Raw genomic sequence first — 25,894 nt, 5'->3', positions numbered from 1 at the left:
TGATGAACAGAGATTTAGTTTTAATAGTTGATTTTGGTGGTCAATATAATCAGTTAATAGCAAGAAGGGTTAGAGAATGTGGTGTATACTGTGAGATTATTCCTTATACAATATCAGTAGAGACTATAAAAGAAAGAGATCCAAAAGGAATTATTTTTACAGGTGGACCAAATTCAGTTTACGGAGATGATACTCCTAAGGTAGAAGAAGGAATATTTTCATTGGGTGTTCCAGTACTTGGAATATGCTATGGAGATCAATTAATGGCTCATATATTAGGTGGAGAAGTAGCAACTGCTCCAGTTAGAGAATATGGAAAGACATTAATTAATCTAGATACAACTTCAAAACTATTCAAAGGAATAGACGCAAAAGAAACATGCTGGATGAGCCATACAGATTATGTAGCAAAAGCTCCAGCAGGATTTAGAGTAACTGCCCATACAGAAGTATGTCCAGTAGCAGCTATGGAAAACGAAGAAAAGGCTTTATATGGAGTGCAATTCCATCCAGAAGTTGAACATACACCATTTGGTAAAAAGTTATTAGAAAACTTCTTATATGAAGTATGTAATTTATCAAAATCATGGTCAATGGCATCTTTTGCAGAAGAGAAAATCAAAGAAATCAGAGAAAAAGTTGGCGATAAGAAATTATTATGTGCTCTTTCAGGTGGAGTAGATTCTTCAGTTGCAGCGGTTTTAGTACATAAAGCTGTTGGAAAGCAATTAACTTGTGTATTTGTTGATCATGGTCTTTTAAGAAAAGATGAAGGAGATCAAGTTGAACAAATATTTAGAGATGGCTTTGATATGAATCTAATAAGAGTAAATGCTCAAGATAGATTCTTAGGAAAACTAAAAGGAGTATCTGATCCTGAAACAAAGAGAAAGATAATAGGAGAAGAATTCATAAGAGTTTTTGAAGAAGAAGCTAATAAACTAGGTGAAATAGAATACCTAGTACAAGGTACTATTTATCCAGACGTCGTAGAGAGTGGAACTGGAACATCAGCAGTAATTAAAAGTCACCACAATGTAGGTGGACTTCCAGAAGATATTGAATTTAGTTTAATTGAACCACTAAGAGAACTATTTAAAGATGAAGTTAGAGCTGTAGGAGAAGAACTAGGAATACCACATCATTTAGTTTGGAGACAGCCATTCCCAGGACCAGGACTTGCAATAAGAGTACTTGGGGAAGTAACTGAGGAAAAACTTGAGATAACAAGAGAAGCAGATGCTATATTTAGAGAAGAAGTAGCATTAGCAGGTCTTGAAAGTGAAATATGGCAATACTTTGCTTGCCTTCCTAATATCCAATCTGTTGGAGTAATGGGTGATGAAAGAACATATTGTCATACAATAGCATTAAGAGCAGTAACATCTTCTGATGGAATGACTTCAAATTGGGCACATATACCATATGAAGTATTAGATAAGGTATCAAGAAGAATAGTAAATGAAGTTAAAGGAGTAAACAGAATTGTTTATGATGTAACTTCAAAGCCGCCAGCAACTATCGAGTGGGAATAAAATAAAGAAAGCCAGCAAACTCTTATAAAATAAGAGTTTGCTGTTTTTTTATGTTTAGAATCAAATTTGAGTTTTTGAAAGTATACACTGCTTTACTCAGATTATTAATTTTATGGGTTACATATATTAAATATTGAAATCAGTGCGGTTGTGATGAGATGCAGTACAGTGCATCAGCAAGACGGTCGATATCGTCATAGTTGTTAAACAGTCCTATTGAAGCTCTGACAATACCATATTCTTCACCACTTCTATATAAAGAAAACGCCTGTTCATCCGTAAGTCCAAGCAGCTCTTGTACATATAGATTAGAACCATTTGTCCCCCACGCTATATCAATGCCATATTCATATCCAAGCCAGCGTGCAAGGGTATGGTATGACATGTCCCTAAGGTTGAATGATGCAAATGGGGTTCGTGTATTGTTATATATATCGCCATACAGAATCAAATTCGGGATTTGACTTAAGCGGCTAATAAGGTGTCGGTATAGGCCTTGTTCCCATTCTTCAACATTCTTCATACCAATCTCCTGAAGAAAACGGATTGTCGCGCCAAAAGAGATGATGCCAAGGAAGTCGGGGTATCCTGACTCATACCTTTCTGGAGAATCCTTATATATTATCTTTGAATTGCTTACAAATTCAGTAATACCGGCTCCGTACATCAGCGGTTTATATTGATCTAAAAATACTTTGTCTCCCACTAGAACGCCGCCGGATTGCCCTGTGTAAAACTTATGACCGTCAAAGGACACAAAATCAATGTGGGAGGCATCGTCGTGAGGCTTCATGGTAAAGTTTTTGTGCTGTACAAGCTGTACTGCGTCAACAAGTATCTTGGCTCCGTGATTATGAGCCATTGTAGCCATATCATAAAAGGGGGGGATTATACCTGTTATGTTAGACGCTCCAGTTACAGTTACCAACTTAATCTGCCCACTGTATTGTTCAAGCTTAGCAGCATAGTCGTTCATATCCACGTTCCCTTCAGGCGTAAGGCCGACAAGCAGAGTCTTCATCTTTTCTCGGAAGGGCAGATAGTTGGCCATATGTTCCATCTTCGTTGCCAAGATGACCTGATTGGGGTCGTGTTCATAATAAACCTGGCTGAGAATGTTTATGGCTGAGGTTGTGTTAGGGGTGAAGATAACAGTATCTAGAGTGGAATCGGCACCAATAAAGTTCATTACTATATTTCTGACTTCGTTATACTTTGAGTTTAGTTGAGTTGATAAAGCATTGGGCTCATTTCCATATGAATAAATTGGTAGGGTTTTGTATAACTCTTGTATGGCTGGCTTTGCCACTAAAGGAGTCGCGGCATTATTTAAATACACCCTGCTTGTAAAGCCACAGTGGGTGTTTATAAGAGTGTCGGTTCCAAAAAAACATTTCCGTAGATTGGATATCATAAAAGTGCACTCCTTTGATACATACTGTTTTATAATATGCTTCGTATGAAAGAAATGGCACCTGATGGTAGTATTAATGATATGTTTATAATTTTTAAACAAGGTGTTATATGATGTCTCTCCATATGTGGGATATTCTGGTCAAGTTGAGCTAATTACAAAAAACAAACCCATTACAATAATACTCACTGACTCTTCTGGAAAGCTAGTGCTATATGATAAGCTTAGCTCAACTAAAGACAAACTGGTTTTACCACCTCCTGAGAAGGGATATAATCTTGTAGTAATTGGAGCAGGAGAAATATTTGTTACAGCTACTAAAGCTTGAAGTTATGCTATAAACTTTAAGAAATACATTCAGCATATAGAGATGGCATTAAAAGAATAATTTAAGCTAAGTAGTTTTAATATAACGACTTAGCTTTTTACTTTAAAAAGTTCATGAAGACTTTTTTTATTAAGAATTTGTAAAAATATTTGCTGAAATATGTAAATTATTGAACATTAAATATGTTTGGTGTATAATTTCCTCAATAAGGGAAAATAGGGGGTTTTTTAAATGTTTAATTGGAAAGATGAATACTATACTGGTGTGGATTTTATTGATGAACAACATAAGAGATTGTTCGAAATAGCAGGAAGGGCATATGATGTTTATAAAAATGATTTTATTATGGACAAGTTCGATAAAATTGTGGAAATAATTGGTGAACTTAAGGATTATACTGAATATCATTTTGGACAAGAGGAAGCTTTCATGATGAAAAATAACTATAAAAAGTTTCTATCACATAAAGTTGAGCATGATGATTTAATGAAAGACATTAATGGAATTGATTTTAACAAAATCGATAAAGATCAAGAAAGTTCATTGTTAGATTTAATTAATTTTGTTGTTGATTGGATTCAAAACCATATACTTAAAGTAGATTTAAATATGACTAAAGAAGTGATAAATTAAGCTTTTTTGAAAAAACTCATATAAATAATATTATAAAACTAGAGTAAAATAAAATTAGAAAAAATGAAAATTGTTTAAGAAACACGAACAAAATATGCCACTGTGTTATACATAACTGGTTAATTATGTGCTATAATCTAGAGTGGAATGAAAATATAATATGTTTCGGAGGTAAGAAATGAAGAAGGGATTAAGTTTTGATCTTACAAAAGCAGCACCTTTTTTAGGAGAAAAGGAAATCGGGTATTTAAGTAGTGCTGTTAAAGCTGCACATAGCGACATACATAATAAGACAGGTGCAGGAAATGATTTTTTAGGATGGGTTGACCTACCTCAAGATTATGATAAGGAAGAGTTTGGCAGAATTAAAAAGGCTGCTGAAAAAATAAAATCTGATTCTGATGTGCTAATCGTTATAGGAATAGGTGGTTCATACTTAGGAGCTAGAGCTACAATTGAAGCTTTAAACCACAGCTTTTTTAATGTGCTAAAGAAAGATGTGAGAAAAGCTCCAGCAGTATTCTATGTTGGAAATAGTATAAGTTCAACTTATTTAGCAGAGCTTTTAGAAGTAATAGAAGGTTTAGATGTTAGTGTTAATGTTATTTCAAAATCAGGTACTACTACTGAACCAGCTATAGCATTTAGAATATTTAAAGACTACATGGAAAAGAAATATGGAAAAGAAGAAGCAAAATCAAGAATTTTTGCTACAACTGATGCTAAAAGAGGAGCATTAAAATCTTTAGCTGATGCAGAAGGTTATGAAACATTTGTAATTCCTGATGATGTTGGAGGAAGATACTCAGTATTAACTGCAGTAGGATTACTTCCAATAGCTGCTAGTGGAATTTCAATTGATGAATTAATGGAAGGTGCTAATGATGCAAGAGTAGCATATAGCAATGAAAATTTATTAGAAAATGATTGTTACAAATATGCAGTTGCAAGAAATGCTTTATATAATAAAGGAAAAACTACTGAAATATTAGTTAACTATGAGCCAGCTTTACAATATTTTGGTGAATGGTGGAAACAATTATACGGAGAATCTGAAGGAAAAGATGGTAAAGGTATATTCCCAGCTTCAGTTAACTTCTCAACTGATTTACACTCAATGGGACAATATATTCAAGATGGTTTAAGAAACATTTTTGAAACAGTTATAAATGTTGAAAAGGCAAAGAAAGAAGTTACTATAGAAGAATCAGCTGAAAATGTTGATGGATTAAACTTCCTTGCTGGAAATACAATGGACTTTGTAAATAAAAAAGCATTCCAAGGTACTGTACTAGCTCATAATGATGGAGGAGTACCAAACCTTGTTGTCAATGTTCCAGAATTAAATGCTTATTATTTCGGACAACTTATTTACTTCTTTGAAAAAGCTTGTGGAATAAGTGGATATTTATTAGGAATCAATCCATTTGATCAACCTGGTGTTGAAGCATATAAGAAAAATATGTTTGCACTTTTAGGAAAACCAGGCTTCGAAGATCTTAAAGCTGAATTAGAAAACAGATTATAATAATTATGCGTATATTAGTGGATGCAGATGGTTGTCCAGGTAGAAGTATAATAGAAAAGCTAGCAGGGGAATATAATATTCCCCTCTTCTTATATTGTGATATAAATCATAATATAACATTAAGCTATGGCGAAGTAGTAGTTCTGGATAAAGGATATCAGAGTGTTGATATGTGTATTGCAAACAAATGTATAAAAGGGGATCTTGTAATTACACAAGATTATGGTTTAGCTTCATTAATATTAGGTAAGGGTGGAATCCCCATAAACCCTAATGGAATGATATATACGAATGAAAATATTGATAGACTACTTTTTGAAAGACACTTGTCAGCTAAAGCGAGAAGAGCTGGCGGAAAAACTTCAAATCATAGAAAAAGAACTTCTAATGATGATGAGATGCTATATAAAAGTATAGAGAAAATAATAAAGAATTCTATGGAAAATTCGACTTATTAGTCGAATTTTTTTTATTTATAATATCTTTACCAAAAATATGTGGATTTTCAATGGAAAATATATACTTGTTTATCTAGCAATAGACAATAAAATCATTTACAATGTATATATGGAATAATAGATGGAGTAAATAAGAGAGGTTTTGGGCTATGGATGAGATCTTATTAAAATTTAATAGAGTTAATCCTATAAATAAAGAGGAATCTATAGAAATTAGGGTTGAGAATAATACCAATAAGGATTTAGAATATAAATTTATGCTTGGCTATCAAGGAATTTGGACAACATTAAGAGATTTTTCAGAGGATACAATTTATAATTGGACAGCTCATGAAGAAGGGAATTATATTATAATGATTCAGGGAAAACAAAAGGAATCTATAAAACCTTTCGATTTCATGTGTAAGGGTGAAATAGTAGTTGGAGATGAAGTGGAAAAGCTAATTAAAAACACATATGTAAGTGCTGAAGAATTAACTATTGGGGAAAAATTAATAATCGAAGTGGAAACATCAAAAAGTCCAGTGCTTTTTCGATATTGGAAAAATGGTGAGAGAGGCTGGGAACTTATAAAGGATTATGGAACAGACAATAAACTAATCTTTACTGCAGTGGAAGCTGGAAAACAAGAAATTTTAGTTGAGTGTAAGGAACCAGCATCTGAGAATAGTTTCGATGATTATTATTCAGTTAAGTATAAAGTAATTGAACGTGGTTCAGTAGAAATAATAAATTTCAAATGCTTAACAGAAGATTTATTATGTGATGAAGAATTAATATTCCAAGTAGAAGCATCAAGTCCAGAAAATTCATCAGTTCTTTATAAGTTTGTAAAAATAGATAAAGAAGGCAAAGCTATTTGTGTTCAAGATTATTCCTCTAAAACCTTGGTGACATTTTCTGAGCAGGAACCTGGAGAATATAAAATCCTCTGCTTGGCTAAGGATATATATTCAAATAAGGAATATGACGATAGAGCACTTATGGTATATAATGTTAAGCCATATAACCCTATTATTATTAAGGAATTTACAACTGATTTAGCATCTCCTCAAATTTCTGGAACGTCGATACTTTTAAGAGCTTTTGTTGAAGGTGGAAGGAAAGTATTGTATAGATTTAAAATAGACGGGAATTATGGAGAAGATAGTGGATATATTCGTAATTCCACCTATCTTTGGAAAACTAATTTTCAAGGAGAATATAAAATAACTTTATATGTAAAAGATATAACTTATAATGGGGAATATGAAGATTCAAAGACAATAGAATATTATATAGATAAAAAGAGTTCACAAGTAATTAAAATTATGGACGTAGTTTTAGACAAAGAAAGTGATTATCTTGTTGGAGAACCTGTAAATATAAAGGTAATGGCAGAAGGTGGATCTTCACTTAAATATGCATTTATAGTATATAAGGACAAGAAGGAAATTGAACAAGTTAATTATGGGAATAACAATTGGGTGAACTTTACTCCTGAAAAATCTGGAGAATATGAATTAGAAATTCGAATTAAGGATAAATATTCATCAAAAGAATACGATACTCATAATATAGTGTATTTTGATGTAATGGATTATTTGCCTGGAAAAGTAGATTATATTTTACTTCCAGCTAAAGAATATCATACAGTTGGAGATGATATTGAATTAGAAACCATAGCTCAAAATACTGGTGAAACATTAATAAAGTATGTTATAAAAATAAATGGACAATTAGTAGAAGAAACTGAATTTGTTAAAAATAAGAAATTTAAGTTTAACCCCAAGATTCCAGGAAAATATACTTTTGAAATTTATGCTAAAAATGTTCAATGTAAAGAAGAGTTTGATACTAAGAAAGAGTTTCATATATATATAAATGAAGCACCACCGATAATAGGAACCAAAATTATTTGTGATAAGAAGGATTTTAAGGCAAAGGAAGAAATCACTTTTAAGGTTGAATGTCAGGGTGGAAAAGAAGTATGCTATGAATTCTATCTAATGAATAAAGGAAATTGGATAAGAAAGCAAGCTTATAGTAGAAAATCATTCTTTGGATTTATCCCATTTTCTTCTGGAAATTACAAGATTTTAGTATTAACTAGAAGCTATCATAAAAGAATTGCATATGAGGATTATGATATAATGGAATTAAAGGTTACAGACTAATAGTTATAATAGATTTTTATAAATAGCTAAGGAGAACAAATATGAAAGTTGATAAACCAGAGCAAGTATTAGCAATGACCATGATGTCATCAGTTCTAAAACAAGTTGGTGGAGATTTAGATAGCGGAACATTTGATTTACTTTATCAAAGTATACTTGAAAGTATGGATAAAGGGAATAATAATGATATATTAGATGCATTAAATAGCCAATTAGGACAAAGGATAGATAGTAAATCATTGTCACTTGAAGATTTGAATAATTTAAAATCAATGGTTGGATTAAATATAGGTGGAGCAGATTCAACATATACTGGAACTAATGCTAGTCGTATTGAGATTGAAAATGCAATTGAGAGTGCCTCTAAAAAATTTGGAGTAGATTCTAATTTAATTAGATCTATTATAAAACAAGAGTCTAACTTTAATCCAAATGCTAAATCAGGTGCGGGGGCTATGGGATTAATGCAGCTTATGCCATTTAACTGTACAGGTTTAAAAAATCCTTATGATGTTCAAGAGAATATCGATAGAGGAACAAGTATGATAAAAGATGCACTAGACAAATATAAAAACATAGATATGGCATTAATGTCATATAATGCGGGAAGTGGAACTATGCAAAGAAGAGGAGTAAATTCTCCAGATGATTTATATAAAATGCCTGCAGAAACACAAAATTATGTAACAAAAATAAAAGGTTATTATAGAAACGGATTTTAAACTCAGCTAAAGCTGAGTTTTTTTTATAAAGTATAAAATTGCTAGATATTTAGGTATATGTTATAATTTTCAGAGTTTATACTATATGTAATGCAGTATATATACTATTGTAGAAGAGGTGATAGTTATGGAAAGATTAGATAAGATACTTTCAAATTTAGGATATGGGAGTAGAAAAGAGATAAAGGCAATTATAAAAAAGGGATTAGTTAAAATTGATGGAGAAATTGCAAAAGATAATTCATTGCAAGTTGACCCAGAGAAATCTCAAATAATAATAAATGGTGAAGAGATTATTTATAAAAAATACATTTATTTAATGATGAATAAACCAGCAGGAGTAGTATCAGCAACCTTTGATAAATATGATGAAACAGTTATAGATTTATTATATCCAGAAGATGCAATATTTGAGCCATTTCCAGTAGGAAGATTGGATAAAGACACTGTTGGATTATTGTTACTAACAAATGATGGGGAACTAAACCATAAACTTATTTCTCCTAAATATCATGTTGATAAGATATATTATGCAAAAATAAATAAGGTAGTAAACGAAAAGGATATTGAAGCTTTTGAAAAAGGAATAACATTAGATGATGGATATAAGTGTATGAGTGCAAAATTGCAAGTTTTATCATCAAATGATGAAGGATCTGAAGTATATGTAACATTACAAGAAGGGAAATATCATCAGGTTAAACGAATGTTTGAGAGTGTAGATAAAAAAGTAGTATATCTTAGAAGGATAGAATTCGGAGGGTTATCCCTTGATGAAACATTGGAAGAAGGGGAATATAGGGAACTATCTGAAGAGGAATTAGAAGTATTAAGGGGATAGTTACGAACGTTTACAGAGAATGAATTAAAATCATTCATATTTCGAGGTTTGTACAACTTTTTTTTCAAAAATGACTTGCAATTACATAAATCATACCCTATAATAAATTTGCAAGGATAAATAAAAGGAATAAATAGCCCCCTTTTTATTTATTGCTTATTGCTAAAGCGCAACCTAGCCCCAAGGGTTGCGTTTTTTTGCGCAAGTTTTGCTTTACTACACTAAATTATTAAAATATAATTATATATAGTGCAAAAATCATATTATATCTCATGTAACTCTTAGCTTAAACGTCTAAGAGCCCAAGCAAATTGTGAATTCTTGAATGATTTATATATATGAAAAAGTATAAATTTTATATAGATAAAGGAGTAAGTCTATGAGTAATTTTAGCTCGAATTTAAAAAGTAAAGAAATGGATTTTTTGATGAAGGCGATATTGAGCCTTAAAGATGAAGAGGAATGTTATAGATTTTTTGAGGATATATGTACAATTAATGAAATCAAAGCAATCGAACAAAGACTTCAAGTAGCTAAAATGTTGAAAGATGGTAAAACATATACTGAGGTTGCAAAGAAAACAGGTGCAAGTACAGCAACCATAAGTAGAGTAAATAAATGCATTAATTATGGTAGTGATGGGTATAACATAGTTCTAAAAAGAATAGAAGAATAGATATAGGTTTTTTATAGGAACCTTAACTTATTCTTACATAAATAAGTTATTAGTTGAACTTAAAACCCTATAAATGTTTCTTATTGTAAAATTATAATAAAAAACTTAAGTTGTATATGCAGGTATGTTATAATTAGATAAGGTCTATAATGAAAAGAGGAATAAATGTTCCTCTTTTTGATGTTTTAAGGAGTGATAAGATGGATCTTAAAAAATTATTAAATAGCGAACAATATAAAGCGGCTACAGCAGTAGACGGTCAGGTTTTAATATTAGCAGGTGCAGGCTCAGGAAAAACAAGAGTTTTAACTCATAGAATAGCATATATGATTGGTGATAAAAATATACCTTCATATAATATTTTAGCAATAACATTTACAAATAAAGCAGCAGGAGAAATGAGAGAAAGAGTTAAGGCATTAATTGGTGATGAAGCTGATAATATGTGGATATCAACCTTCCACTCTTCTTGTGTTAGGATTTTAAGAAGAGAAATAGAAAAGTTAGGATATAAAAAAGACTTTACTATATACGATTCTTACGATCAAAAAGCATTAGTAAAGCAATGCATGAAAGAGCTTAACATAAATGATAAAGATATTGAAGAAAACGAAGTTCTATCTAAAATAGGAAAAGCAAAAGATAATTTGCAAACTTCAGCTATGTTTATGAGAGAACATCAACATAACTTTAGAGAAGAGAAAATTGCTAGAGTTTATGAACTTTATCAGAAAAGGTTAAAGGATAATAATGCACTGGATTTTGATGATTTAATCTTTAAAACTGTAGAGTTATTTAAAAAAGAACCAGAGGTATTAGAATTTTACCAAAGAAAATTTAAATATATTATGGTAGATGAGTATCAAGATACAAATAAATCACAATATGAATTTATTAAGCTATTAGCTAATAAACATAAAAATATCTGTGTAGTTGGTGATGATGATCAGTGTATATATCAATGGAGAGGTGCAGATATTAGAAATATACTTGATTTTGAAAAAGATTATCCAGATTGTAAGATAATAAAACTAGAACAAAACTACAGAAGTATGGGAAACATACTTGAGGCAGCAAACTATGTAATTAGAAACAACAGTGAGAGAAAGAACAAGATATTAAGAACAGAAGCCGAAAATGGAGAAAAGATTAAAATCTATAGAGCTTTTTCTGATAATGATGAAAGTAGCTTTGTTGCATCAGTAATTGAAAAAGGGAAAAAAGAAGATAAAAATTATAGAGATTTTGCAGTATTATATAGAACAAATGCTCAATCACGTATTTTTGAAGATACATTTATAAAAAGAGGTATTCCATATAGATTAATAGGTGGACTAAAGTTCTATGATAGAAAAGAAATTAAAGATATAATGGCTTACTTAAAGGTAATTTGTAATCCAACTGATAGCATAAATTTAAGAAGAATAGTAAATGTTCCTAAGAGAAGCATAGGAGATGCAACAGTTGAAAAAGTTATGGAGTTTGCAAATGAGAACGACATATCTTTATTCGATGCACTACTGGAAGCAGAAAATATTTCAAGCTTATCAGCTAGAAATATAACAGCCATAAATAAGTTTACTTCAATTATGGAAGAATTAATAGAATATAGTGAAACATTAACAGTATCACATTTAATTGAAGATATACTAAAGAATACTGGTTATATAGAAGATCTTAAAAATTCTAAGAATCCAGAAGATTTAAGCAGGGTAGAGAATCTAGAGGAATTAGTATCAGCAGCAGTAGATTTTGAAAAAAATGACGAAGATAAAACTTTGGGAGCATTTTTGGAAAAGGTTGCATTGGTTCAAGATGTAGATAATTTTGATGTGGATGCAGATTCGGTAGTGTTAATGACAGTTCACTCAGCAAAAGGGTTAGAATTCCCTACAGTTTTTATGGTAGGTATGGAAAATGGCATATTTCCTGGGCAATCTTCTTTTAACTCAGAAAAAGAAATGGAAGAGTCAAGAAGACTATGTTATGTAGGAATTACAAGAGCAAAGGAAATACTATATATGACTTCTGCAGAAGTAAGAAGAGTATTCGGTAGAAGTGTTGCTTATCCTCAATCAGATTTTATTGCAGAAATACCAGCTGCTTTAAAAGAAGTGGTGAATTTACAAAGGCCTAGTGGAAGTTTCTCACAAGGAAATTCAGCTTATGTGCAATATAATAGAGGATATAATAATCCACATTCGTTAAGAGGTTCAGGTAGTACTTATGAAAATCCATTAGAAGCAGCTAAAAAGTTAAAAGAAACTTTGGAGGGAAGCAGTGGGAAGATGCTTACTAAAAAAGAAGTATCTCTTGGAAGAAAGGTAAAGCATTCTAAATTTGGAATAGGGTCTATAGTGAGTGTTTCTGAAAGTGGAGATGATTTGAAATTAACAATAGCCTTTGATTCGCAAGGAATAAAAAGCTTGTTATTAAGCATAGCTCCGCTAGAATTACTATAAAGAATATAACCTCAAAATTAGGAGGAATATAATATGGACAAAAAAGAAAGAATGGAACAGTTAGCTGATGAATTAAATAGATATGCCTATGAATATTATGCATTAGCTAATCCTACGGTTTCAGATAAGGAATATGATAAAAAATATGATGAGTTAGTTACCCTAGAAAAAGAAACAGGTATGGTATTAAGTTATTCACCAACTCAGAGGGTTGGTGATGTGATTTTGCCGGAGTTTAATAAGTATTCACATAAGGCAAAGTTATGGAGCTTAGATAAAGCTCAAAGTATAGATGAACTTAGGGAATGGCATAATAGAAACATTAAATTCATTAATGACTATAATAGAACTGCAATTGAAAAGCTACAAGATATAAAATATGTAGTCACCAAAAAGTTTGATGGACTTACCCTTAACTTAACATATAATAAGGAGGGTATACTTGAAGCAGCAGCAACAAGGGGAACGGGCGAAATAGGTGAAGAGGTTACAGCACAAGCAAAGACGATAAAAAGAATACCTTTAAAGGTGCAGTATGATAATGTATTTGAAATACATGGGGAAGCAATCATGACTAAAGAAGCTTTCGAAGAATACAATAAATATGCTTCAGTTCCGTTGAAAAACTTGAGGAATGGTGCAGCAGGTGCATTAAGAAACCTAAATGTTAGGGAAACAGCCAAAAGAAATTTGTCAGCATTTTTCTATGATATTGGATACAATCAAGGACAACCATTTACATCCTATCAGCAAATGCTTGGTTTTATTAAAGAAAAAGGATTTCCTGTTGATGAGTACATTAGAGTATGCAGCAATATGGAAGAAATAGAAAAAGAAATAAAATTCATTGAGGAAATTAGGTTCGATTTAAATTATGACATAGATGGAGTAGTTATAGCAATTGATGATATAAGAACTAGAGAATTATTAGGATATACTATTAAGTTCCCTAAATGGGCAATTGCTTATAAGTTCGAGGCTCAAGAAGCAACAACCACATTAACAGATGTAATTTGGAATGTTGGAAGAAGTGGAAGAGTATCACCTACAGCGGTGCTTGAACCAGTGGAACTTGCGGGCGTTACAGTAAGACGAGCTACCTTGAATAATATGGATGATATTGCGAGAAAAGGTGTTCGAATAGGAGCAGAGGTATTTGTAAGAAGAAGTAATGATGTTATTCCAGAAATAATGGGTGTTGTAGAAAGCTCATTAGAAAAGAGTACTGAGATTAATCCTCCTAGTGAGTGTCCAGCTTGTGGTGGTCATCTTATTTTAGATGGTGCACATTATTTTTGTGATAATACTTTAGCATGTAAGCCGCAATTGGTGAAAACTATTGTGCACTTTGCTTCAAGGGAAGCTATGAACATAGAAGGATTTTCAGAGAAAACAGCAGAGCAATTATTTGAAAAGCTAGATATTAAATCTATCTCTGATTTATATAAACTGAAAAAAGAAGAATTATTAGGTCTAGAAAAGTTCGGGAATAAAAAGGCAGAAAACTTATTAAACTCAATTGAAAAGAGTAAAGAATGTGAGCTTTATGCATTTATATATGCACTAGGAATACCAAACGTAGGTGTTAAAACATCAAAAGATTTAGTGAAGAGATTTAAGACCTTAGACGGGATTATTAATGCTAAGCTTGAAGAACTATTGGAAGTGCCTGATATTGGAGAAATAGTAGCAAAATGTATTGTGGAATTTTTTAAAGAACAATTAGCCATAAATACAATAAACGAATTAATTAAGCTTGGAGTTAATCCATACTACGAAGAACTTGAAATACGTGAGAACTTATTTGAAGGCAAAACAGTTGTTGTAACTGGAACCTTAAAGAGTTATTCAAGAACTGAAATAAAGGATAAGTTAGAAAGCTTAGGAGCAAAAGTTTCAGGAAGTGTAAGTAAAAAGACAGACTACGTTATTGCTGGAGAAGAGGCTGGTTCAAAATTAACTAAAGCCCAAGACTTAGGAGTTGCTGTCATTTCAGAGGAAGATTTTGAGGAGATGATAAAATGAGAAGAATAATAAATATTCTTGGTTTTATTTCAGCAATAGTTACAACAGTGGTTATCGTTGCAACATTTCTTACATCATATAGATTTATATATATTAACGAGATATTTAGTGGATACTATCCAATACAGCTTACAATGATGGTGACAATGCTTATTTGGGCTATTAGATTTTGGTTAAATAATAGCGGGAAAAGAAAATATATATATACAATGATTTGTCTTATGCTATCAATTGTTTCATTTATTTTCGCTAATAGTAGCATAGTAAAATAAGTTAATATATGGTAAAATTAACATAAAGCTTAAGAACATATTGTTTTATGATGGTTAGAGGATATGTAAAATATTAAGGCTTAAAGCATTAATTTTATTAATACTTTGGGCCTTTTTATGTAATAGTTTTATTGTAAAATAAGGGGGAAAATATGAAGCATATAAAAAAAGCAGTATTAAGTATGACAGTTTTAACAACTTTACTATTTGTAGGCTGTAATACAAAACAACAGTCAAGTCCGATTGCTAATGATGATTCAAAATCAGTGGAAAAGATTATTAAAAATTTTAAAGGGCTTGATTTAGAAAAGGAAAAACTTGATTTAAATATTGAGGGTAAAAAAATGGATTTATCATTACCTATATATACAGAGAAGAATAGGTACTACATTCCATTAACAGAACTAGTTGAGAGATTACAAGGGAAAATAAGTGAAGAAGATGGATTAATTAAGGTAAACATCTTAAATGAAGAAATAAAGATAAATAAAAGTTCTAATTCATATGTAGATAAAGACAATCAAGAAAAAAAGTTCAAGAAACCTTTGATTGAAAAAGATGGGGTAATATATATAACCTTTAATGATTTTTCCAAGGCTTTTAATATGGTAAGTAGATGGAATGATAAGGAAAAAAGTATAAAAGCATATAAAAGCAGAAAGAAAACCGACTACCCTAAATATCAGAAAAAGATAGATACCTATGGATTTATTAGACTAGAAGATGTATCTATTGATAAGGATGATGAGGGTTCATTATATTATGAGACACTTAGAGTTATTGGAGATGATTTAGGAGGGCGAGGAGTTCCTTTTTCTGTAGCATGGATACCTAAATTTGAGGATCCATCAAAAAATATAGAAATTGACCCTGCTAAAAACTATGATATGAATACTAGCGAGTTAGTTTATACATTAGACTATTTAGAAAATAAGGGCGGAATAATTGGATTACATGGGTATACCCATCAAAGAGGTAAAGATGCAAGTGGAATAGGAGCCGAATTTGGACCTGAAAACCCGGATGTAGGAGATATGGTAGAGAGAGTTAAGAAGGCAAAGGAGCTTGCAAAAGAAATGGATATAGAACCAGGATTTTTTGAAGCCCCTCATTATAAGATAACAAAAAAACAAAATGATGCTTTAGAAGATTATTTTAAAGTTATATATAATCCTTATAAGAATGAAAATGGAGCAGAATTAAATACGTCAAATATTTATAGAAGGCCAAATGGAAAAAGTCTTTATATAGGGACTCCTCTAGATTATGTTCATGGAGAAGATAATGGAGATATAATTAAAAATAAGATAATGCATCTTCCAAAAGGAGTGATGGCTAGCTTATTCTTTCATCCGCGTTTAGAAATGAAGTATATTAAATTTAATGAGGATACTGATGGTTATCCAGATTATGAACAAGATAAAAATTCTGTATTAAATAAAATTATAGATTCATTACAGGATAAGGGATATGATATGAAAGATATAAGAAGTCTTTAGGAATAAATGAAAAGAGCTTGAGAAATCAAGCTCTTTTCATTTATATAGACTCATTTTTACTATTAATATCTTGTTCAGGATCACTAATTTTTATTTGCGCATTACGCTCAACAAGAAGATAAATATTTTGAGTTAACTTTTCTAATAAATAATTTTGATATTTAATTTGAGAGTAAGCTTGTTTAGCCACTATAAATCCCCAAATAGCAACAAACATTACAGTTACCATAGATAATATGCCTAATATTTCCAATAATATTGTCATTTTAATACCTCCAGAAAAAACCTAGTAATATTATACCATGAATGACCAAAAAATAAATTAATTTTATATTTATTATATTTATAATTATCTACATTTCAATATTTTTATGCGTTTAAGTTTAAGAATTATATATATGGCAATAATCAAAAAAGAAAATATTTTAGAAAAGGAGGAGAGTTTAGTTGAAAAAGTTTATATGTATTTTAATTTTTATTATAATGTCTTTTCAATTAATTAGTTGTGAAAAGGTACAAGAGACTAAGGAATATGGCTCTCCAAGTAACAGAATTAATTATGGAGTATCAAATATTCCAAATAATTTAAGCTCTTATGATGATGAGGTAACAAGAACATTAATGGGAGCTTTATTTGAAGGATTAGTTTATAAAAGTTCTGATGGGAAAATAGTTCCTCAATTAAGTGATAGTTATTCGGTTGATAAAAATCAACTAGAATATACATTTAAGATAAGGAGAGATATTTACTGGAGTAATGGCGAGAAAATAACTTCCGCGGATTTTGTTAATTTCTTTAAAGAATATGTGGATAATTGTAAGAGTTTAGACGACTTAAAAGAATTATCAGCTATATATGGAATAAAAGAATATTTTACTAATAAAAAAGATTTTAACAAGACTGTAGCTATAATGTCTAATGGGGAATATTTAAAAATAAGATTAAACTTTAAAGATGACAATTTTATATCTGCACTAACTTCACCAAAATATAAACTAAGAAAAGACTTTACAAAGTTGAAAGATTACAGGAATAGTTTTAAGGATATTATATACTCAGGATCATATAAGATATCTGATGTAAAAGAAAATATAGTTACATTAGAAAAAAATAAATATTATTATAATAAGGATAAAGGGGTTAACTCAATAAATCTTGTAATCCAAAATAATAGTGAATATGCATTAGCAAGTTTTGAAACTAATAAAATAGACATAATGGAAGAACCTCCTATTAATTATTTACAGAAATTGAGGGAAAGGCAAGAAGTTATAGAATATCCATATAATGACGTGAAATTTATAGCGTATAATTGTGATGTGAAAAATCCATTTTCAGATGGTAAGCTTAGAGAAGATTTTTACGAATATATACAAGGTTTAATTTCTGATAATAAATTTAGTGAGCGGATATCTGGGACACAAGTATTAAGTTTCAGCGATAATAGTGAAAAAGAAGGAAAAAGTTTAAGAAGTGAACCTAAAAGCTCACTTATGGAATTGAAGAGTGTAACAATATATGCTGAAGATAATGATACAAATAAGGAGTTTCTTAAATACGTGACAGAAGAAGCAAAAAAAGATAACTTGATTATATATTACAAACTTTTTACTATGGATGACCTTATTGAGGAACTGAAAAAAGGTAATTATTCAATGTATATAGATGATTTTGATGAAGATAGTGGCATGACAAATAAATTTACGGAAGAATCGTTAAAAAGCTCTAAGGAAAGCGGAAACTTAAGTAAAAGTCAAGTTTTAGAAAATTCTAAAAAAGATTTTATTAGGGTTCCAATGTTTAGAAAAAACAAGATTATAGTTAAAAAATCGTATATCCAAGAAATTGAAGAAGATTTTTATGGAGATGTGATACTTAACAGCTTGAAGCTTATGAACAATACCTCTGTTTGATTAGGAAACTTAATTTATTCTCACATAAATAAGTTATTAGTTGAACTTAAAACCCTATAATTAAAATAAAATTTCGAAATAGTTTTATTCTATTTCGAAATTCTATTTTGTTATTCATAAATATCAGAAATATCATCTATATATGGGATGTTTGTGATTTTCTTTTTAAATAGAAGTATTATTATAAAATAAATCATCATATTTTTTTCGGAATAGAAAGTATTTTTTACAGAATCAAAGCTTTCTTTCTTTTTGGAATAAGTTACTTCTTTATTGAAAATAGGAAATAAACCAGTTAGTTCAAAAGATGGTGAGTTTGGAATAGTAAAATAATTTTCGTCTAGCATCTCATCGGATCTTAATGAACATTTTCTATATCTTTCAGGCGAATCGATATTTGGAGCCTTAGGCCAAGAAGTAACAAGGGGTCCATTTACCATAACTTCTTTATAAATAGAGGAAATTATAGTCTCTAGTTCGTCATTCTCTGAGATTTCAGAATATAGCATTCCGTGAACAATGTAATTAATTATCTCACTTGAAGGATATGAAATATTCTTTTTATCAGAGTTTTTAATATATAAAGAATTTTTAGGACTATACATAGAAATTTGTTTTTCAGATATTTTTAAGAAATCATCTTTAGTTTCATGATAATTTGTAATGTTATAAAGAAGATATAAGTTTATTCCATATATACTTATAGCTTCAATATTATCATTGTTAAAAGTACCTGAATTTAAATTATCTTTAATTAAATCCATAAGATTAAGTAATAATTCTTTTGCATCTTCATTTTCAGAATAATTATAGAAGGTACTTAATGCTAAGCATACCTTACAGGATTCATTAAAGGATAGCTCATATAAGTTCTCCTTAAAATCTAAAAGCATTTTTAGTATATCCAGTGAAAAATCTTTGTAACTTAATGAGTCTTCATCACTAGGACATAGTTTCCAATATAAATAGTAAGCATTCATCATAAAAGCTTGATCTGAATACTTAAATTTTTCATTTTTATTTGATAGTTCAATGTTTTCGGTAGAATTTATTTTTTTATCCACAAATACTCCGAGAGAATTGCGTAGATATGTTGAATAAAATTCTAATTGATGTTTAGCTAATCTTTTGTATACTTTTGAATACTTAAATAAATCTTCATCGTTATTCTCATAAAGTGAATAGTGGTCAGAAAGTTCCAGTATGCATAAAGTCATTAATGCATTCGAAATAGCTGGAACCTCTTTTTTAAAAGACTCTTCATCCCATGCTAAAGAATTTTTTGCAGCTGGTTTAGGAGATCCTTTTTTATATACGCAAACAAGTGGAGAATAGTTACTAAATATGTTATCATCAGTATTATCTGAGTGTTTTTTATGTGATTTTGTGGTGTGAACTATTCCGCATTTTGAATTAAGAACAATATTGTTTAAAGCTTCTTTCGAAAAGAAAAAGAGTTGATGCTGTATTTGTTCTAAGGAAATACGATTCATTCTGAAAAAAGGACCGATATATCTCAAATTCATTTCCACCTCTTAAATTAATCCTTATATAATTAATATGAAGTAATAGAAGAAAAGTTGCATAAGGTTTGCTAAAATAAAAAATAAGGTGGAAAATTAAGAAATATTCTATAAATAATTTATATTTCGTTAAAGTAATTCATATACAATTATATATTAATAAGTAGTAAAATAATACAGGAAGGTGATTAGATGAGAATAGATGGAAGAAAAAATGAACAAATAAGACATGTAAAAATTACAAGAAATTATACTAAGTATGCTGAAGGTTCAGTATTAATTGAAGTTGGAGAAACAAAAGTATTATGTAATGCATCAATTGAAGAAAAGGTTCCACCATTCTTAAAAGGTTCAGGAGAAGGATGGATAACAGCAGAATATAATATGTTGCCAAGGGCAACACATACAAGAAAAGTTAGAGATATTGCAAAATTGAAGTTAGATGGTAGAACTATGGAGATACAAAGATTAATAGGAAGAGCACTTAGATCTGTAGTTGACTTAAAAGCATTAGGTGAAAAGACTATATGGATTGATTGTGATGTAATTCAAGCAGATGGCGGGACTAGAACGTCATCAATAACGGGAGCCTTTGTTGCATTGGTAGATGCGATAAATAAGCTTCATAAAGCCCATCCTTTTGAGATTTATCCAATAAGAAATTTTGTTACAGCAGTTAGCGTTGGAATTGTAAATGATGAAAAATATATAGATTTATGTTATGAAGAAGATTCTAAAGCTAAAGTAGATATGAATATAGTGATGACAGATTCAGGTGAATTTGTGGAAGTTCAAGGAACTGGTGAAGAGGCTCCGTTTAATAGAGAAGAATTAAATTCACTTCTTTCACTAGGTGAGAAGGGCGTTAAACAAATGATAACAGCACAAAAAGATGCATTAAAAATGGATGCACTTTGGATTGGTACTGGAGATAGAGGGTAGGAAGAAGTTATGAAGAAACTAGTGTTAGCAACAAATAACAAGAATAAAGTTAAAGAAATAAAAGAAATTTTAAGTGCATTTAATTTGAATATAGTAACTTTAAAAGATTTAAATATAGATGTGGATGTAGAAGAGAATGGTACATCTTTTGATGAAAATGCATTAATAAAGGCAAGTGCTATTGCAGATATATTAATTAGTAAAGGCTATGATGACTTTATTGTATTATCTGATGATTCTGGCTTAGAAGTTGATTATTTAGATGGAGAACCAGGTATATTTTCTGCTAGATATGCAGGTAATCATGGAGATGATGAGGCGAATAACATAAAATTATTAGATAAGTTAAAGAATGTTCCGAAAGAAAAAAGAAAAGCTAAGTTTAGATGTTCCATTGCGATAATAAATAATTTAGGAGAAAATAAAGTAGTTCAAGGTGAGGTTCAGGGGATTATATTAAATGAACCTCTTGGAAGTAGTGGATTTGGATACGATCCGTTATTCTATTATGAACCCTTTAATAAAACTTTTGCGCAGTTATCTCCAGAGGAAAAAAATAAAGTTAGTCATAGGGCTAAGGCTTTAATAAAATTAAAAGAAGAAATGACTAGTTTTGTTTAGGTAGGTGTAAATATGTTAATAGCGGTAGTTTCAGACACACATAGAGCTGAAGTATATATAAATAAGGTTAAAGAACTCATTAAGAATGCAGATGTTCTTATACATTTAGGAGATAATATAGCTGATTTGTATGAAATCAGTCAAGGATTTATAGGGAAGATCTTTGGAGTTAAAGGGAATTGTGACTTTGAAACAGAAATCCCTAGAGAGAGAATTATTCAAATAGAAGATAAAAAGTTTTTACTTACACATGGAGATAAGTATCAAGTAAAATATGATAATAGACTTTTGAACTATGCAGCAATGGAAAATCAAGTAGACGTAGTGCTTTATGGACATACTCATATGCCGTTAATAGAAGAAATTAATGGTATATATTTTATTAACCCAGGAAGTCCATCATTGCCAAGAGGAAACAGTAGGACGATTGCGTTTATTGAAGTTGAAAAAGGAAAACCTATATATCCATATCTATATAAAATATAAGTATTTTACATAATATTTCATACTCAAATTTCAATATTAAACGCTAATTTTTAAGTAGATATTATACTCATTAACAATGTAAAAATTAATACTTGTCATAATCTATGAAAAAAATGATAAAAAGGGTATTGACTGATTTAATTATATCGTGTAGAATAATCATTGTCGCTGAAAGGTGGCAACAACATTTCGGGGTGTAGCGCAGATGGGAGCGCGCGTGGTTTGGGACCATGAGGTCGCAGGTTCAATCCCTGTCACCCCGACCACACTTGCGGGTGTAGCTCAATGGTAGAGCCCTAGCCTTCCAAGCTAGTTACGTGAGTTCGATTCTCATCACCCGCTCCAAAAAAAATCTTGACACATGATTTTTTTGGTGGTAAAATTTAATTCGTTGTTTTTAATGCGTTTTTAGCTCAGCTGGATAGAGCAACGCCCTTCTAAGGCGTGGGCCAGGGGTTCGAATCCCTTAAAACGCACCATTATTCACCATTAGCTCAGTTGGTAGAGCACCTGACTCTTAATCAGGGTGTCCCCGGTTCGAACCCGTGATGGTGCACCATTTCTGGTGAACGTAGTTCAGTTGGTAGAGCGCCAGATTGTGGTTCTGGTTGTCGTGGGTTCGAGTCCCATCGTTCACCCCATATTGGGATGTCGCCAAGTGGTAAGGCACCGCACTTTGACTGCGGTATTCGTAGGTTCAAATCCTGCCATCCCAGCCAATACGGTTTACTAGCTCAGTCGGTAGAGCACATGACTTTTAATCATGGTGTCCGGGGTTCGATTCCCCGGTAAGCCACCAATAAAAAAATGCAGGTGTGGCGGAATTGGCAGACGCACTAGACTTAGGATCTAGCGCCCACGGCGTGCAGGTTCAACTCCTGTCACCTGCACCATTTTTTAAATAATGCGGAAGTGACTCAATGGTAGAGTGTCACCTTGCCAAGGTGAAAGTTGCGGGTTCGAATCCCGTCTTCCGCTCCATAATGCGGGTGTAGCTCAATGGTAGAGCCCTAGCCTTCCAAGCTAGTTACGTGAGTTCGATTCTCATCACCCGCTCCAAAATATGCGTTTTTAGCTCAGCTGGATAGAGCAACGCCCTTCTAAGGCGTGGGCCAGGGGTTCGAATCCCTTAAAACGCACCATTTTATCGGGGTGTAGCGCAGATGGGAGCGCGCGTGGTTTGGGACCATGAGGTCGCAGGTTCAATCCCTGTCACCCCGACCACACTTGCGGGTGTAGCTCAATGGTAGAGCCCTAGCCTTCCAAGCTAGTTACGTGAGTTCGATTCTCATCACCCGCTCCAAAAGAAGCCAAGCATTATTTGCTTGGCTTTTATTTTACTCTTTAAACATTACAATATTTAATTATAATAAACTTGAACAAGCTAATAATCTAGTATTGAATAGTATTATATAGTATAATTAAAACAATGCATCTATAGCTCAGTTGGATAGAGTGCCGGACTTCGAATCCGTGTGTCGGGGGTTCAAATCCCTCTAGGTGCACCAATAAAGGATTTTACTAGGGTTTTATATCCCTAGTTTTTTTACTCTTTAGGAATTTATAATATTATAAGTTTCCTATGAAAACATATGGATTTACTTGAAGGGTAAAAAATAGAATTAGTCGCCTGCTAGTTTTTCCTTACACGTGATTGTAAAGTTAGATGTGAAAAAAATGACGGCTCATAATCGCCTTGGCGATTTTTTTGCTATCACAGGAAAGTAGAAGAACAAGACGATAAATGGTACTTTTATTTATAATAGTAAGAGACATTAATTAAATGGAAAGATAAATATGCATTTCGTTAGTGATAGGTCAATGCAATTTAGCGCAATGAATTTATAAATTTGGAATTTACAGAATCGGTTAACTTGAATATGTAACCGATTCTTTTTATTTGCAATTAAATAAAAAACTACTATAAGTAAGTATTTAGAATTTTTTAAAGAGGACGAAAATTATACTAAATGGTTTTATCTAAGGGAGAGACATAACAATTTAGAGGCAATAAGGATGTTTTTTTGTTAGAAAATTTCAATTATTATGAAGAAGCTTATAAGTCTAGAAGGGAGAATAGAGATGGATATTGGTAGTTTATTAGGAATAATCGTTGGATTTGGTATGCTATTATTAGCATTTTTTGAAGAAGGGGGAAGTCCTGGAGCATTACTATCAGTTACTTCAATAATGATAGTATTTGGAGGAACTATAGGAGCGGTTGTGTTATCTTTTCCGGTAAAAACATTAAAAAAGGTTCCAGATAGCTTTAAGAAAGTTTTTATCACAAAGAAAAGCAGTATACCAGACCTTATAATTTATTTTAAAGAGGTTTCAACTTTAACTAGAAGAAATGGTTTATTAAGTCTTGAAGGTGAATTAGGTAAGGAAGAAGTAGATCAATTTATTAAAGATGGGTTACAAATGGTAGCTGATGGGTTTGAACCTGATTTAATTAAAGACATATTAGAAACTAAAATCCAAGGAATGATTGATAAGAATAAAGAAGGAATACATATATTTGATGCTGCTGGAGGATTTTCTCCTACTATGGGTATCATAGGAACTGTTATGGGATTGGTTAATGTATTAAGTAACCTAGCAGATCCAGAGTCATTAGGGCCTAAAATAGCAACAGCATTTATAGCAACTTTATATGGTGTTGCATTTGCGAACTTGCTATGGTTACCTATTGGTTCAAGATTAAAAGCTTTGAATGAACAAGATGTACTAGAAAAAGAAGTTATGTTACAAGGAATTTTAATGATTCAAAATGGTGTAAACCCTAATTCTATAGTTGCAAAATTAAGTTCATTCGTTGAAGAAGGAATGGAGGACGAATCAAAGAAGGAGGTGGAGTAGTTGAAAAGACAGCAAGAGCCAGAAAAAGAGAATAATGAGAGATGGTTGTTAACCTACTCTGACCTAATTACATTACTAATGATATTCTTCGTTATAATGTATGCAAGTAGTAATGTTGATGCTCAAAAATATACCCAAATGTCAAATTCTTTTAGAGAAGTTTTTGGAGGAGGTAAAAATATTGTTGGAGAAACTAATAGTGTTGGAACCTCAACTCCTAAAGAAACAATCAATCCTCAAACAGATGAATTTCAGAATACAAAGGAAGAAATACAAAAGATTATTGATCAAAATAATTTGTCTGACAAGGTCTCCATTTCAGAAGAAGCTATTGGGCTAGTTGTAAGTTTTAATGATAATTTGTTTTTTGATAAAGGAAAGGCAGATGTAAAAGAAGAATCTAAAGCAAGATTATTAGATGTTGCTAAAGTGCTTAAGAGTATTAAAAATAATATTCGTGTAGAAGGATTTACGGATGATTTACCGATACACACTAAAGAATTTAATTCAAATTGGCAGCTTTCATCTACTAGAGCATCTAATGTAACGGAATTTTTAGTAGAGGATGGAAATGTAGAACCTACAAGAGTTACAGCAATAGGGCATGGTGAGTACAAGCCTAAAGTGAAAAATGATAGTGAAGAAAATAGACAAAAAAATAGAAGAGTAGATATTGTAATAGTTAATGATAAATATAATTCTATTGGAAGTTAATGTATAAGAAATGATATAAACTTATCCAAGTGTATCAATATGATTAAAAATAAGGAAATAGTTGAAATATAGAGAAAGATATATTTAATTCTATATTTCAACTATTTTTTTTGTGATTTATTTTTCATAGGATGTTAAGATAAAACACGTCGCTGAGATGTTACAAAACATAATAAATGTTATAAAACATAAAATGTGTTGACAAGTAACAATAGAAGTGATAACATAAATAAGCAAGTTAATTGCTCTTTGAAAATTAAACAGAGGAAATGAAGTAAGATTT

General features: G+C 31.1%; 22 protein-coding genes and 13 tRNA genes. 32 read left to right on the top strand and 3 right to left on the bottom strand.

The annotated features are described in order from the left end of the window. The first annotated feature begins 2 nt into the window (after positions 1-2). Positions 3-1,535 (top strand): glutamine-hydrolyzing GMP synthase, encoded by a 1,533-nt coding sequence (guaA, locus tag PTZ02_RS15980; protein WP_274228787.1) that lies wholly within the window; start codon positions 3-5, stop codon positions 1,533-1,535. Between the two features lie 139 nt (positions 1,536-1,674). Here the strand turns inward: guaA and PTZ02_RS15975 are convergent, their stop codons facing one another. Next, complete coding sequence (locus PTZ02_RS15975) at positions 1,675-2,949, bottom strand: aminotransferase class V-fold PLP-dependent enzyme (protein WP_274228786.1); 1,275 nt, start codon at positions 2,947-2,949, stop codon at positions 1,675-1,677. A gap of 127 nt (positions 2,950-3,076) precedes the next feature. Between PTZ02_RS15975 and PTZ02_RS15970 the strand changes: the two genes are divergently transcribed. The 12 genes from PTZ02_RS15970 to PTZ02_RS15915 all read left to right on the top strand — a co-directional run bounded on the left by PTZ02_RS15970 (position 3,077) and on the right by PTZ02_RS15915 (position 16,549). Beyond that, a complete protein-coding gene (locus tag PTZ02_RS15970; RefSeq protein WP_274228785.1) occupies positions 3,077-3,277 on the top strand; it encodes a hypothetical protein in 201 nt (66 codons plus the stop codon). Between the two features lie 231 nt (positions 3,278-3,508). Beyond that, entirely contained in the window at positions 3,509-3,910 is a 402-nt protein-coding gene (locus tag PTZ02_RS15965) for a bacteriohemerythrin (RefSeq protein WP_274228784.1), read from the top strand. A gap of 178 nt (positions 3,911-4,088) precedes the next feature. Continuing rightward, positions 4,089-5,438: a glucose-6-phosphate isomerase gene (locus PTZ02_RS15960; protein ID WP_274228783.1), complete on the top strand. Its 1,350-nt coding sequence runs from the start codon at positions 4,089-4,091 to the stop codon at positions 5,436-5,438. A 5-nt stretch (positions 5,439-5,443) separates the two neighbouring features. Continuing rightward, positions 5,444-5,896, top strand: a complete 453-nt coding sequence (locus PTZ02_RS15955; protein ID WP_274228782.1) for a YaiI/YqxD family protein — start codon at positions 5,444-5,446, stop codon at positions 5,894-5,896. 149 nt (positions 5,897-6,045) lie between these two features. Then, a complete protein-coding gene (locus PTZ02_RS15950; protein WP_274228781.1) occupies positions 6,046-8,052 on the top strand; it encodes a triple tyrosine motif-containing protein in 2,007 nt (668 codons plus the stop codon). Positions 8,053-8,093: 41 nt separating this feature from the next. After that, positions 8,094-8,774 (top strand): lytic transglycosylase domain-containing protein, encoded by a 681-nt coding sequence (locus tag PTZ02_RS15945; RefSeq protein ID WP_274228780.1) that lies wholly within the window; start codon positions 8,094-8,096, stop codon positions 8,772-8,774. A gap of 127 nt (positions 8,775-8,901) precedes the next feature. Then, on the top strand, positions 8,902-9,615 hold the full coding sequence (locus PTZ02_RS15940) for a pseudouridine synthase (protein ID WP_274228779.1): 714 nt from the start codon (positions 8,902-8,904) through the stop codon (positions 9,613-9,615). A 379-nt stretch (positions 9,616-9,994) separates the two neighbouring features. After that, on the top strand, positions 9,995-10,291 hold the full coding sequence (locus PTZ02_RS15935) for a YerC/YecD family TrpR-related protein (RefSeq protein ID WP_274228778.1): 297 nt from the start codon (positions 9,995-9,997) through the stop codon (positions 10,289-10,291). A 200-nt stretch (positions 10,292-10,491) separates the two neighbouring features. After that, complete coding sequence (gene pcrA, locus PTZ02_RS15930) at positions 10,492-12,753, top strand: DNA helicase PcrA (RefSeq protein ID WP_274228777.1); 2,262 nt, start codon at positions 10,492-10,494, stop codon at positions 12,751-12,753. Positions 12,754-12,786: 33 nt separating this feature from the next. Next, positions 12,787-14,778 (top strand): NAD-dependent DNA ligase LigA, encoded by a 1,992-nt coding sequence (ligA, locus tag PTZ02_RS15925; protein ID WP_274228776.1) that lies wholly within the window; start codon positions 12,787-12,789, stop codon positions 14,776-14,778. Continuing rightward, complete coding sequence (locus PTZ02_RS15920; RefSeq protein WP_274228775.1) at positions 14,775-15,050, top strand: hypothetical protein; 276 nt, start codon at positions 14,775-14,777, stop codon at positions 15,048-15,050. The genes ligA and PTZ02_RS15920 overlap by 4 nt, the downstream gene beginning before the upstream one ends. 152 nt (positions 15,051-15,202) lie before the next feature. Continuing rightward, a complete protein-coding gene (locus PTZ02_RS15915) occupies positions 15,203-16,549 on the top strand; it encodes a DUF2334 domain-containing protein (RefSeq protein WP_274228774.1) in 1,347 nt (448 codons plus the stop codon). A gap of 40 nt (positions 16,550-16,589) precedes the next feature. On the opposite strand, the gene PTZ02_RS15910 is transcribed toward PTZ02_RS15915, so the two are convergent. Next, complete coding sequence (locus PTZ02_RS15910) at positions 16,590-16,814, bottom strand: hypothetical protein (protein WP_274228773.1); 225 nt, start codon at positions 16,812-16,814, stop codon at positions 16,590-16,592. A gap of 182 nt (positions 16,815-16,996) precedes the next feature. Between PTZ02_RS15910 and PTZ02_RS15905 the strand changes: the two genes are divergently transcribed. Next, positions 16,997-18,463, top strand: a complete 1,467-nt coding sequence (locus tag PTZ02_RS15905; protein WP_274228772.1) for an ABC transporter substrate-binding protein — start codon at positions 16,997-16,999, stop codon at positions 18,461-18,463. Between the two features lie 110 nt (positions 18,464-18,573). On the opposite strand, the gene PTZ02_RS15900 is transcribed toward PTZ02_RS15905, so the two are convergent. After that, positions 18,574-19,983: a hypothetical protein gene (locus PTZ02_RS15900; RefSeq protein WP_274228771.1), complete on the bottom strand. Its 1,410-nt coding sequence runs from the start codon at positions 19,981-19,983 to the stop codon at positions 18,574-18,576. 195 nt (positions 19,984-20,178) lie between these two features. Here PTZ02_RS15900 and rph point away from each other — a divergent pair, with 195 nt between their 5' ends. From rph to PTZ02_RS15810, 18 genes are all read left to right on the top strand, one after another. Then, the gene (gene rph / locus PTZ02_RS15895; RefSeq protein WP_274228770.1) at positions 20,179-20,928 is read left to right on the top strand and encodes a ribonuclease PH; all 750 of its coding nucleotides are present in this window, start codon (positions 20,179-20,181) and stop codon (positions 20,926-20,928) included. Positions 20,929-20,937: 9 nt separating this feature from the next. Beyond that, positions 20,938-21,549: an XTP/dITP diphosphatase gene (locus PTZ02_RS15890; protein WP_274228769.1), complete on the top strand. Its 612-nt coding sequence runs from the start codon at positions 20,938-20,940 to the stop codon at positions 21,547-21,549. A 12-nt stretch (positions 21,550-21,561) separates the two neighbouring features. Beyond that, a complete protein-coding gene (locus PTZ02_RS15885) occupies positions 21,562-22,035 on the top strand; it encodes a metallophosphoesterase (RefSeq protein ID WP_274228768.1) in 474 nt (157 codons plus the stop codon). Between the two features lie 190 nt (positions 22,036-22,225). Next, positions 22,226-22,301 (top strand) — tRNA-Pro (locus PTZ02_RS15880). A gap of 5 nt (positions 22,302-22,306) precedes the next feature. Beyond that, positions 22,307-22,380: transfer RNA gene (locus PTZ02_RS15875), tRNA-Gly, on the top strand. A gap of 57 nt (positions 22,381-22,437) precedes the next feature. Next, a tRNA-Arg gene (locus PTZ02_RS15870) sits at positions 22,438-22,514 on the top strand. Between the two features lie 86 nt (positions 22,515-22,600). After that, a tRNA-His gene (locus PTZ02_RS15865) sits at positions 22,601-22,676 on the top strand. Between the two features lie 3 nt (positions 22,677-22,679). After that, positions 22,680-22,754, top strand: a tRNA-Gln gene (locus PTZ02_RS15860). Positions 22,755-22,758: 4 nt separating this feature from the next. Next, positions 22,759-22,834, top strand: a tRNA-Lys gene (locus PTZ02_RS15855). A 10-nt stretch (positions 22,835-22,844) separates the two neighbouring features. Further along, positions 22,845-22,928: transfer RNA gene (locus PTZ02_RS15850), tRNA-Leu, on the top strand. Positions 22,929-22,941: 13 nt separating this feature from the next. Beyond that, a tRNA-Gly gene (locus PTZ02_RS15845) sits at positions 22,942-23,016 on the top strand. Between the two features lie 4 nt (positions 23,017-23,020). Continuing rightward, positions 23,021-23,094 (top strand) — tRNA-Gly (locus PTZ02_RS15840). Positions 23,095-23,100: 6 nt separating this feature from the next. Beyond that, positions 23,101-23,177: transfer RNA gene (locus PTZ02_RS15835), tRNA-Arg, on the top strand. A 6-nt stretch (positions 23,178-23,183) separates the two neighbouring features. Next, positions 23,184-23,259, top strand: a tRNA-Pro gene (locus PTZ02_RS15830). A 5-nt stretch (positions 23,260-23,264) separates the two neighbouring features. After that, positions 23,265-23,338: transfer RNA gene (locus PTZ02_RS15825), tRNA-Gly, on the top strand. 128 nt (positions 23,339-23,466) lie between these two features. After that, positions 23,467-23,543, top strand: a tRNA-Arg gene (locus tag PTZ02_RS15820). A gap of 574 nt (positions 23,544-24,117) precedes the next feature. Beyond that, positions 24,118-24,897, top strand: coding sequence for a flagellar motor protein (locus PTZ02_RS15815; protein WP_202768927.1), 780 nt, complete (start codon positions 24,118-24,120; stop codon positions 24,895-24,897). Continuing rightward, a complete protein-coding gene (locus PTZ02_RS15810) occupies positions 24,898-25,611 on the top strand; it encodes a flagellar motor protein MotB (protein WP_274228767.1) in 714 nt (237 codons plus the stop codon). Positions 25,612-25,894: the final 283 nt, after the last annotated feature.

Origin of the sequence: Clostridium sp. 'White wine YQ' (assembly GCF_028728205.1) — a bacterium.
Lineage (GTDB): Bacteria > Bacillota > Clostridia > Clostridiales > Clostridiaceae > Clostridium_T.
Note: the sequence above shows the minus strand (reverse complement) of the source record. Positions and strands in the feature narration are given on the sequence as shown.